Annotated in this window: 12 protein-coding genes; 4 read left to right on the top strand and 8 right to left on the bottom strand. The window is 45.9% G+C overall.

Features of this window, described 5'->3' with window-relative positions; all coding sequences use genetic code 11:
• Positions 1-98 precede the first annotated feature (98 nt).
• Positions 99-716, bottom strand: coding sequence for an arylesterase (locus ACLQ6D_RS14580; RefSeq protein WP_411728042.1), 618 nt, complete (start codon positions 714-716; stop codon positions 99-101).
• Here ACLQ6D_RS14580 and ACLQ6D_RS14575 point away from each other — a divergent pair.
• The 4 genes from ACLQ6D_RS14575 to ACLQ6D_RS14560 all read left to right on the top strand — a co-directional run bounded on the left by ACLQ6D_RS14575 (position 688) and on the right by ACLQ6D_RS14560 (position 4,690).
• Positions 688-1,398 carry an ABC transporter ATP-binding protein gene (locus ACLQ6D_RS14575; protein WP_411728041.1) on the top strand — a complete coding sequence of 237 codons (711 nt, stop codon included), beginning with the start codon at positions 688-690 and terminating at the stop codon, positions 1,396-1,398. The two genes, ACLQ6D_RS14580 and ACLQ6D_RS14575, sit on opposite strands and share 29 nt — an antisense overlap.
• Positions 1,395-3,878, top strand: a complete 2,484-nt coding sequence (locus ACLQ6D_RS14570; protein ID WP_411728040.1) for an ABC transporter permease — start codon at positions 1,395-1,397, stop codon at positions 3,876-3,878. The genes ACLQ6D_RS14575 and ACLQ6D_RS14570 overlap by 4 nt, the downstream gene beginning before the upstream one ends.
• Positions 3,879-4,164: 286 nt before the next feature.
• Positions 4,165-4,494, top strand: a complete 330-nt coding sequence (locus ACLQ6D_RS14565) for a four-helix bundle copper-binding protein (RefSeq protein ID WP_411728039.1) — start codon at positions 4,165-4,167, stop codon at positions 4,492-4,494.
• 43 nt (positions 4,495-4,537) lie between these two features.
• On the top strand, positions 4,538-4,690 hold the full coding sequence (locus ACLQ6D_RS14560) for a hypothetical protein (RefSeq protein ID WP_411728038.1): 153 nt from the start codon (positions 4,538-4,540) through the stop codon (positions 4,688-4,690).
• A 171-nt stretch (positions 4,691-4,861) separates the two neighbouring features.
• Here ACLQ6D_RS14560 and ACLQ6D_RS14555 read toward each other — a convergent pair whose 3' ends face one another.
• The 7 genes from ACLQ6D_RS14555 to ACLQ6D_RS14525 form a co-directional block, all read right to left on the bottom strand.
• Positions 4,862-5,128 carry a YMGG-like glycine zipper-containing protein gene (locus ACLQ6D_RS14555; RefSeq protein ID WP_411728037.1) on the bottom strand — a complete coding sequence of 89 codons (267 nt, stop codon included), beginning with the start codon at positions 5,126-5,128 and terminating at the stop codon, positions 4,862-4,864.
• 26 nt (positions 5,129-5,154) lie between these two features.
• Positions 5,155-5,544, bottom strand: a complete 390-nt coding sequence (locus ACLQ6D_RS14550; protein ID WP_411728036.1) for a Rap1a/Tai family immunity protein — start codon at positions 5,542-5,544, stop codon at positions 5,155-5,157.
• A gap of 119 nt (positions 5,545-5,663) precedes the next feature.
• Positions 5,664-6,029 (bottom strand): DUF6515 family protein, encoded by a 366-nt coding sequence (locus ACLQ6D_RS14545; protein WP_411728035.1) that lies wholly within the window; start codon positions 6,027-6,029, stop codon positions 5,664-5,666.
• Between the two features lie 138 nt (positions 6,030-6,167).
• Positions 6,168-7,010 carry a DUF2092 domain-containing protein gene (locus ACLQ6D_RS14540; protein WP_411728034.1) on the bottom strand — a complete coding sequence of 281 codons (843 nt, stop codon included), beginning with the start codon at positions 7,008-7,010 and terminating at the stop codon, positions 6,168-6,170.
• Positions 7,011-7,248: 238 nt separating this feature from the next.
• The gene (locus ACLQ6D_RS14535) at positions 7,249-8,550 is read right to left on the bottom strand and encodes a hypothetical protein (RefSeq protein ID WP_411728033.1); all 1,302 of its coding nucleotides are present in this window, start codon (positions 8,548-8,550) and stop codon (positions 7,249-7,251) included.
• Between the two features lie 194 nt (positions 8,551-8,744).
• Positions 8,745-9,758 (bottom strand): DUF4105 domain-containing protein, encoded by a 1,014-nt coding sequence (locus ACLQ6D_RS14530; protein ID WP_411728032.1) that lies wholly within the window; start codon positions 9,756-9,758, stop codon positions 8,745-8,747.
• A gap of 313 nt (positions 9,759-10,071) precedes the next feature.
• On the bottom strand, positions 10,072-11,100 hold the full coding sequence (locus ACLQ6D_RS14525; protein WP_411728031.1) for a hypothetical protein: 1,029 nt from the start codon (positions 11,098-11,100) through the stop codon (positions 10,072-10,074).
• Positions 11,101-11,284 lie beyond the last annotated feature (184 nt).

Here is an 11,284-nt window from a genome sequence, read left to right as displayed (position 1 = left end):
CTGGACAACCCGGTCGCCGTCGTTTGACCAAATGAACTCAATAAGTAATCGCTATATATTTCTAACAGTTCTGTATTCATCCTTATAGTTTACTTCAACTATGGGTGCGTAACATGAGTTAATAATTGCAACAAATGCGGCCATATTTTATCGGCAATGATGGCCTGGGCCTTATCATTGGGATGTAAACCGTCTTGCTGCATCAATTGCTTCGCCAAGGCGACATCCTCAAGAATAAAAGGCACATAAGGTACGCCCAGTTCCTTGGACAATTGCGGATAAACATTGTAAAACATCTCAGTGTAGCGTTTACCATAATTAGGAGGAATTCGCATACTGAGCAATAATACCCTGGCACCGGATTTCTGGGCGCGACGGGCGATTTCGGCAAGATTATTTTTAAGGATAGTGGGCGACAGTCCCCGCAAACCATCATTGGCGCCCAGCTCTATGACGACGACGCTGGGCTTGTGCCTGGACAGCACATCGTCAACCCGTGCCAATCCTCCCGCGCTGGTGTCGCCGCTGATACTCTCGTTGTTGACGGTGTAGTCACTGTGCTTTTCTTGCAACTTGCCCTGAACCAACGCCACCCATCCCTGTCCCACTTCAATGCCATAAGCCGCGCTGATGCTATCGCCCAACACAACAATTGATTTTGCCACGACAGACACCGATACTAACGAAATGACACTCGCAACTAAAAACTTAAGCATGGCGCTAACTCACAAATCAACAAAGATCATTGTAACTGAAAACCTGGGCAAATCCGTCAAGACTTCCAATGGAACGCTGCATATCTTGTCAGGCATTAATTTACTGGTCGAATTCGGTGAGAGCGTTGCCATTGCTGGGGAATCCGGTTCCGGGAAATCGACTTTAATCAGTTTGTTGGCAGGGCTGGATACCCCGACAACGGGTTCAATTACCCTGGATGGCAAATCCCTGACCCGCATGGACGAAGATGGCAGGGCTGCGATGCGTAATCAGCTAGTCGGCTTTGTGTTCCAGTCATTTCAACTGCTGCAAGGGCTTACCGCACTGGAAAATGTGATGTTGCCATTGGAGTTGAGGAGAGACAAAAATACCAGGAATGCCGCCATCGACTTATTGAAGCGGGTGGGCTTGTCTGAACGCCTGACCCACACGCCCAGACAACTTTCCGGCGGTGAACAACAACGTGTGGCTTTAGCGCGGGCCTTTGTGTCCAGGCCTGCGGTATTGTTTGCCGATGAGCCGACCGGGAATCTGGACAGCAAAACTGGGGCAAATATCATTGATTTGTTATTTGAACTGAATCAGGAAAACAACACGACCCTGATTCTGGTGACCCACGACCAATCACTCGCAAGTCGCTGTCAACGCATCATCAAACTGGCTGCCGGGAGGATAGTATGAAGCCATTTGGCCTCGCCCTGCGCTTGCTATGGCGGGATAGCCGTGCGGGAGAACTGACCATCCTGTTTCTGGCGTTGCTGATTGCGGTCACCAGTTCGACCGCCATTGCGTTGTTCTCAGACCGTTTGGAACGCACGATGACCGACCAAACCGCTGAATTTCTGGCGGCTGATTTGGTCATAACCAGCCATGCAACCCTTCCTGAATCCTGGTTAGAAAAAGCTAAACAACTGCATTTAGCACAAGCCCAAGCTGCCGAATTTCCCAGTGTCTTGATTGAACATGATGAACTATTGCTCGCAGGTATCAAAGCAGTCAGTGCAGGTTATCCCCTACGGGGCTTTTTGAAAACCACCCCATCGGATTACTCAGCCGAAACTATCGAACACAATGGGCCGGAACCCGGATTTGCATGGGTGGAAAAACGTGTCTTATCAGCGCTTAAACTCAGCATAGGCGATCCCATCACTGTCGGTGAAAAAAAACTGGTGGTCAGAAAAATTATTACCTATGAGCCGGATAAGCAGGGCGATCTTTACAGTTTTTCGCCGCGTGTGATGATAAATAAACAGGATTTACAGGAAACCGGAGTCATCCAACCTGGCAGTCACGTACATTATTTTTTTCAGTTCAGTGGAGAGTTATCGCAACTGACTAAATTCAAACGCTGGGTTAAACCCCAGTTGAATCTTGCCCAACGCATCATGGATATTCATGAAGACCGCCCTGAGCTGGGTTCGGCACTGAACCGCGCCGAACGTTATTTGGGCTTATCCAGTATTGTTGTCATTATTATTTCCGGTGTTGCTATTGCCATGGCAACACGGCGTTACACCGAACGTCACCTGGATGCGACTGCCATACTGCGCTGCCTGGGAAGTAAGCAAAGCGATGTGCTCTGGCTGTTTACCAGTCAATTTTTGATTCTGGGATTATTGACCAGCGCTTTAGGCTGCTTATTGGGCTGGTTTGTTCAGGAAATGCTATTCAAGCTATTAAGGAACCTGTTGCCCCAAAGCGTTGCCAATCCCGGATGGCTGGCGGTTTTCTTTGGCCTGATTACGGGTATGACGGTGTTGATAGGGTTCGCCTTACCGCCCTTACTTCGTCTTAAAAAAACTTCCCCAGCCAGGGTATTGCGCCGGGACTTGGAACCCTTGCCTAGCAGCGCATGGTTAGTTTACGGTTTGGCTGCTGGTATTGTGGGTGTACTCATTTGGCGATACACGGAAGATCTTAACATGACGGTCACCATTTTCTGTGCAGGTCTGGTGTTATTGCTGATGCTCGGATTACTGGTTCACCTTATCCTGACGCTAGCACGGCGGTCTTTACCAGCCATGTCCATGAATTGGCGCTTCGGCTTGCAGGGCTTGTTGAGGAATAGCCATGCGACTGTCAGTCAAATTCTTGCTTTCAGTATAACGCTGGTTGCGATGGCGCTGAGTTTCACTGTGCGTAGCGATTTGATCGAAAACTGGCAAAAACAATTGCCCGAACATGCACCTAACCATTTCGCCTTTAATATTTTTCCTGAACAATTGACCACGCTGCAAAAGGAATTGCAAGAGCAAGGCATTGAAGGTAGCCGATTTTGCCCGGTCATAAGGGGACGGCTAACTGAAATCAATGGTGTGCCCGTGCGAAAAATTGTCACCAAGGATAGTCAAGGGGAAAGCGCCACCCATAGGGAGCTTAGCTTGACTTGGACGGAAACCCTGCCCGAAGAAAATAAAATTATTGCCGGTACATGGTGGTCGCCTGAAAAAAAAGGTTTGGTTTCAGTTGAGCAAAAATTGGCGAACAGCCTGAAAATCAATCTCGGCGACCGATTAAAGTTTATCGTGGGCGGACAGGAGCTAACAGTAACAGTTAGTAGTATTCGGGCGCTGCAATGGGATACCATGAAGCCAAACTTCTACATGATTTTTTCACCGGGAACCTTGGTGTCTTTTCCAGGTACTTTTATCACCAGTTTTTATCTCCCAGACAGTAAAAAAACCTATTTAAACCAACTGGTAAAAAAATATCCGGCAATGACGATCCTTGAAGTCGATTTAATATTAAAACAATTTAAAACACTACTCACGCAATTGACCCAGGCCATTAATTACCTGCTGTATTTCGCGCTTATGGCAGGTTTTACCGTCTTGTTTTCGGCAATTTATTCGACTTTGGACAACCGTATCTATGAGAGTGCGCTGCTGCGTACATTCGGTGCTAACCGTTCCCTGTTGAGGGTAACGCACATCATAGAGTTTACCTTGCTGGGCCTGGTTTCGGGCATATTGGCGGTGATTATTTCCGAGTCCCTACTCTATGCTTTGTACTCTAAAGCGCTGAATATGGATTACCGCCCTACCTTGTATTTATGGATTGCCTTACCGTTAATAGGTGCATTCGCGGTGGGAGCAGCAGGTTGTTGGGGAGTGCGCCATGTGGTCAATAGTCCGCCGTTAAGGGTTTTAAGGGATTCCTAATCTTGTTTGTTTGTCTTGTTATCCATATTCATACACCATTCATAAATGATGAAATCATTTAGTCATCCTTTTTACAAATTAACAGTTTACAGCGCACAAAGCCTAAGAAATTAACAAAATAGAGTTGACACCTATTTTGATGTGTTTATCATTGGGCGTAATGCATAAGTAAGTTTTTGGGTTATTGATTGAGCGTTATTTGTTAATCCATACAATTAATGATTTGCAAGAACTGCCTTGAAGCATTGATGAAAACTTATCAAAACTATTTCAATGAGGGGGAGTTATGCACAAATCAGTACCAGAATCCTATTTAAGTTGTATTGAGGCTTGTCAGGAATGTGCGATCGAATGTGAAGTTTGTTTGAACGCGATGCTGGGCAAACAAAGCCATAATGATTGTCCAAATTGCTGCTATGAATGTTTAGAAATCTGTCTGCAATGTATGCGGGCGTTAGCCCGGAATAGCAAATATGCAAAGCAATACTGCTCTTTGTGTGCTGATATTTGCGAATGGTGTCACGACCAATGCTCTAAACACGATATGGATCATTGTCAACATTGTGCTCAATCTTGCCGCAAATGTGCGGACGAATGCCGTAAGTTAGCTGCTTAAAATAAATTGAGGCAATCCAAGCGCTAAGTTAAAAAGTACAAATGTGCAGGAAGCCGGGCGGGGCATGTTGCCTAATGCCGTTAAGTTAAGCCGTCATACCGGCATGGATTGCCGGTATCCAGTTCACAGGGACTTGTGCCTAGATGCCATCCTTGGTTTCCGGCAATCCATGCCGGAACGACGTATTTTTTCTTAACTTAACGGCATTGGGCATGTTGCCCGGTTTCGTGTGCTTGTATGTTCATCGACAGTATTAGTATTCTCCTCAATACCAAACAACGCTGGGAACTCTTGCAATTAACCCAAACCAGTTAATTGCGGGGCTAATTGGCCAAGCCATTAAAAAGTCAGTGTGATCAGTGCATATTTACCGCTGTGCATCTTTGCGTCCTTGCTCATATGCCTTTTGTTCACTTTCTTTATGTTTACCATATAAAAAGCCTCCAGCCGTGCCCACTGCTCCGCCAATGAGCGCACCCATCCCGGCATTGCCAGCGATAGCACCAATAACGGCGCCACCGGCAGCGCCACCTAAGCCACCGGTAACACTACGTTGTTGGGTGTCCGATAGTCCAGCACAACCGGTTAAATTAAAGGCCAAAACCGCTATCAATAAAAACGCAAAAATTTTCATATCATCTATCTCCAGAATAGTCATTGCTATTTTTTACAAGGAAATTTTTCGGCCAAAAATCTGAACTCTGTGTCAACCGGGACTTCATTCATAAATTCAGGATGATTCAAAGCCCATGCAACGAACATGTTAATGGACTCATTACGACTAGGTTTTGGATCCGGAAAACAAACTAACTGTTTATTAGGATCATTGGAAACTGCAGAGGTATGGTAATGAAATGCACCGACTAAATAACCATGGCAAAAGTGAATGGCATCTCCGTAATGAACATCTTGCGGGGAAGCGGTGCAAAGATTAATTAAATTGCGTGTGGATTTTGCCTTGAAATCCTCTTCAGTAACGCCTGCACTTGCCAAGCCTGTAAATAAAAGACTAAGCATTACGACGTAATTTGGAAATTTTCTTTTCTTCATTTCGAATCTCCCCTTTCTTATGTTATTTCTGACAAAAATATATTTTTGTTTTATGTGCCAACTTATTATGCCCCTATTTTTTCGACGAGCATAAACCACTATTTCTCAGCCTGCCAATCTCACCGAGGCGGATTGACTACGATATAATTGACTTGCGATCCAGAATATTGCGGTTGGTACCAAGTGCTGCCACACTGCTGGTAGGTAATGCCATTGATTCCCACCATACTGCAAGATCGGGGCAGTGAAGCCGCCGTTATCATCGATCCAACCGCCATCCCTGCGACTCCGATAGCAATTGCACCGCCGACACCGATCCCGTCGTTATGATAGTAACCACCACCGTAGTAACCGCCGTGAACATTAACGTTACGGTTGACATTCACGTTGGTGTTCCGGTTGATATTGGTGTTGCGGTTAATATTGGCGTTTCGATTGACATTGGCGCCGCGATTGAAATTACCGCCGCGATTAAACGTTGGCACGCGTACCACCTCGCCCTTGCCAAGCCACTGCGTCCTGTGGGCAGCATCCAGCCGCTTCCGATGACAAGGCTCATGGTCGCAACCAGGGTGACAGACCGGGTGAATAGTTTTAAATTTTTCATGGTGATCTCCAGTTTCCTATTTCGTGTTTTCAGTCGCAACTTCAACTACGGCGAATTCAATCTTGTGCGCATCCTTCGGTGGAACAAAAGTGAATAATTGCTTGTTAATCTTCGGCGCTAGATTCCAGTCCATAACTGACACATACTGGGGATGCCCTTCTTCCTCCTTGGTCGTAATAACCAGCTTTCTGGGTAACGGTGTCTTGCCCTGTTCGATCCATATCTGCCAGTCTACGTCCACATTTCGGAACGCATAATGATCGCAGGGTACATCGTTAATTTTGGTCGGGCCAATATAAATCGCCGATTGTATTGCGGTTATGTCTGCTTTGTCGGTACCCCAACTGAACAAGTCCCTAAACGGCAAGTCTATGTCGTAGCGTTCTTCGGCCACGTCCAGTAATTCATGGGTGGTGGCGGGAGCGGCCACCGATGCGTAGAACTTGTTAGTGTTCCCGTAGATAGTGAACGCCTTGCCATCGTAGAAAAACTGTAGGTCGCGATGGGCCTCGTCAATCTTGGTCGAGAAATGAAGGCGGCTAGGTGCTTGCACCGTCAGTTCGGAGATTCCGTCGACCATGACTTTCTGGCCCGAATCGAGAACCTCATCCTTGGATACCTTGAATCTGACCTCAAAGGTTTTCAGTGTCCGCAGAAATCCCCCCATTTTCCGTAGCGCATCCATTGCTTTTGGTTCCATGGGAAACGGTTCAACTGGATTGGATTCGACGGAGGGTGCTGGCTGCACTTGCGGTTCCGGCAGTGATGCGGCCTGTTGCGTTGAACAGCCTCCCACCAATATCACCAATGTTGATATCAAGAGCGCTGACTGAGCGTTTCTTGCAAAGCGATGCTTCATTTTCTTACTCCTTATGATTAATACCTTTAACCTGGTCTCCTAAAGCAGAACAATAAAATCAAATTGTTGAAAAACTATTTATTACAATTATGAAGCCATCACCCTCAGGGCAGTGTTGCCGCCATGCTGGGCAAGATTGCTCCGGTTTAATAGAGCTAACCAACGGTAGACCAGTTTTTTTCACTACTTAGAAACATATATAGAATACCCCAGTGGTTGTAAAGGGAAACTATCACGCTCACTTTATTTCTTTTGTAAACTCGCAGCGTTGCTTAATTAGCGGCGAAGTGCCAGCGTTGCCAATGCCTTTGGCAATCAAGGCAATAACCCGATCATCTGTATCATAACCGACATGGGCTTGCATGGGATTGGCAAGATCGGTCATACCGAAGGCATCCATGATTTTGGCTATATTGATATTGACATTGGTGATCTTGGCACAAAGTCTGGAGTCAATATATTTTTCAGAAAATCCGGGCGGTATTCCATAACTTAACAGGTCATTGGGATCACTAAAGGCAATAATATCGGTTTCACTAACCATACGCTTTTTATAATCAGCGCCTTTAGGGTCACAATAATTCGCTTCCTGTCCCGCCACTTCGGGAAGTTCCCGGCCCAATTGCAGCATGGGGAGCTGGTTGGACAGCATGAAAATGGGGATGCGCTTGTTTTGCAATGCCTGAATTGCTTTTGTAGAAAGGATAATTTTTTGGTTTGCAGGGGCATATTTTTGCGGTGATGCCAGCAAGGAAGCAATACGTTGCATACCATCAATCGCGATACGACTACCCAGGCTATGAGAAATAATTACATAATCATCATTAGCGATCTGGCCGGCATTGGTATCTTTCAGGCCCGTGCAGGCATGTTTACCACTTTTCGGAAGTTCCTCCCACTCGCCTGTGGCCATCCAACAGAACGACTGCGAGAATGCAGCCAAAATTGGCACTCTGCTTTGTCCAAGATAAATAATGGGATCGGGGCCGGTATCATTGCTAAATTTCTTCAACATGGCGTTGATCCTGGCTCTGCGGAAATCATATTCTCCCGAAGTATCGAAGTTCAACAGGGCTTTTTCTTGTCGGGTAATTTCCGACCAGGTGAGTTCGTAAAAGGTAAGTTCTTTGTCATGCTGCTCATTGAGCAGGTGGCTTACCCGCAAATTGCCGAGTTCCTTGCCCGGCAGCAAAGGTGTATTCAGTTCAATATTTTTCGGGCCTTCCGAACGCACGTTCAGGTTTAATTCCTTGGCCAATTTCTCCAGAAATTGGGTGGTATACCCCGGTATATGATCGCCTACGCCATGAACAAACAGTACCTTGGTTTTTCCTTTCTTCTTGGCCAAATCGGCTTCAATACCGGCAAAAGGTTTGCCCCACACCTGGCATAGCCGGGTATCTTCATTTTCGGATTTTTCCAGAACGGCTTCCGCCGCGCCTTTACCGATACTTGCGCAACCGGACAAAAGTATGGCGATTGCAAGAGATGACAATAGCCCTCCGGTTTTTACAGTGAACATGTTAGATCGTTTATTCATGATTTTTATTCCAGTGTGTTGTGTGGGGAGGGTAATTTCATTAAAAGTTACAGTAAAAATGCTACATCGTTATTAAACGATGAACAAAGAAAACTGAATGAGTATCCTTTCCGGCTGCCATGGTAAGGCAAATTCACTCAGTGCCAGAAATTTTGATTATCGTCCATCCAGATTTCCTGCTTAAAAACACCCCATCACTGTATCTGCAGCTTATCATAAGCCGCCCGAATACGCTGTGAAAAATCAGGCGACTGATCGGCAGCCTGAGCCGCTGGATTGATATGCGCTTGCCTTTGCAAATCGAGAAAAGGGATTCGAGTATCAAGCCGCTGAGATTCATAAAGATACTCCGGCACATAACCGCTCAACAGAATTTTCCAGGAAAACGGCAGATGTCCTGGATTGACCCGTGTGTTAAACCAGATAGCCGTGGTGCAATTATCCAGCAAGCTATTATAAAACGCCGGTTTATCGTGTAATTCATTAATTTTTCGCAGGTATTCAAGAAACAAGCGACGAGCATTTTCTTTAGGCCCTTGTAGACGATAAAGGTAAACATCTTCCGTAGGATTTTTACGATAATTGGTACGCAAACGAATCACATCGCGTTCGTCCGCCACGATGTACATGAGTTCATACTGCCGGAAAAAACCCTTGATCGTAGAATAGCCTTCATTCAACTCTTTGCGGGCTTCTATTGAAATAGCCAGATACTCCTTTTCGCCGAAATTAAAGCTCATAATCGTATGGGCAATGGCAAGCCCCATCCAATAAACTGCAAACAGATCGACACCCTCAATCTTATTTAAATCAAAGGTTTTGGTGTAATAGGCTGGTGAAAAGTCAAATTCACTGCGGTAATCAAAATTGCGAATATCATGGACTGTAACGGTATCACCCTCGACTGTGGCATAGGGCAGTTTGCTCACATCAGATTGCCATTGCCGTTCATTTGATGGGCTAACAGCAAACAACCACCAGATCAGGATCAGAAAAAATAAGATTGAATAGGCTACTAATGCTCGCCTACGCCAACGTGCAAAGCCTAAACTGGCCAACGTCACCAGACCAAACAAGCCGAATACTACGGCTACACAGGCCTGAACAATGCTACTATGGGAATCACCGAAATAAATAGCCAAAACAGCCCAGGCAGTGATACCTATCAGTGTCAATACCAGCAATGACACTTTGATAAATTTCAGCATACTACGAACTCCATAGTTCCCTTATTTTAAAATATCTCGCAGGTTAAGTTAACCTCCGTTTGGAATAAGATTCAGGGGCTTTCCAGATGTAGGGGCAATCCCTTGTGGTTGCCCTTGCGAATACCCATTTCCTTGCCGGTTACCTTTAAACAGGAATGTATTTAACAGGGCAACCACAAGGGATTGCCCCTACATGTCTATTTTTTGTGCCGAACTCAGGCTATTCAAGTGCTATTTCAGTAAGTAGCCCGTATGGAGTGTAACGGAATACGGGAGAATCGTGGTATGAATTCTCCCGCTACTTGCTACTTGCTTACCCGGCTATTTTCTTAGCAGGAAATGTTTCAACGGTTATTTTATCAATCTTACCCGTGAACTTGCTTTTGCCTTTGTAAGCGGGATTCACAGGGGTATTTTCATCTACGCCGACATCAGCCGTTTCATCTATCCCAAAAATATTGCTATGGGTTTTGCCAATTTTGCCTTCGCCTATTTTCTTTCCATCCAGGAAAATACTACCTGTACCACCCGCACCTCTGCCGCCATCATAAGCAAAATCAAACTTGAGGGTATGTTTGCCAGCAGTAACCTTCTGTTTTGAGGCAATCGTGAATTGCTTCAGTCCCAACCAGTTATAGGCGTAAACGGGCTTACCGTCCTTCATGTAAAACGTCCAGCCGCCAAAATCACCCCCCTGGCAAAGTAATACGCCAGAAGCATTGGCTGGCACATCGACGTCAGCGTTAATAGTCAGCGAGGTATTTTTGATGTTAATAAACGCATTTTCGGGTATGCCTTTCGCACCTTCATACAAGGTTAAGCTAGTCTTTCCATTCATCAGATCAGGGCGACCCGCAATCGCTGGATCAAAGCGTTCGATGCTACGGTCATCAATCGGCAACACGTTATACTTCACTGCCTCTTCCATGAATTTCTTTTGCAGTTTCGCCAGTTTTTCAGGATTTTTATCCACCAAATTGTTGGCTTGGCTAAAATCGTCATTGACATTGTAAAGTTGCCAAACATCACCCGCTAACGGATGTAATGGTGTTGTTTCCCAAGGTAGCCTGTGAATAGTGCCTGCAAACCAGCCATCATGGTAAATGGCCCTGTTACCAAACATTTCAAAATACTGTGTCTTGTGGGTGTCGGGTGCGCTCGCTTCGTCAAACGAGTAATTTATGCTGACCCCTTCCATAGGTCGTTGTTCTATGCCATCAACGACGCGGGGAGCGGGAACACCGACGGCTGCATAAATAGTGGGGGCAATATCGATCACATGATGAAACTGCGAACGCACTTCATTTTTTGCTTTGATACCCGCGGGCCAACTGACCACCATACCATTACGCGTACCGCCAAAATTAGACGCGACTTGTTTCGTCCAAGTGAACGGGGTATTATACCAATCACAGTAAGTTTTCTTATCAATAGTATGGGGTTATAATTCCACTTTAAAGTAAAACCTAAAGATGGGAGGCACCTATCGCCCGACCAAGACGATTACCCGAAGCGCTGCAGGCGTA

This window comes from Methyloglobulus sp. (assembly GCF_046714055.1).
Taxonomy (GTDB): domain Bacteria; phylum Pseudomonadota; class Gammaproteobacteria; order Methylococcales; family Methylomonadaceae; genus Methyloglobulus.
The sequence above is the reverse complement of the archived record's forward strand: the minus strand, read 5'-3'. Positions and strand labels throughout refer to the sequence as shown.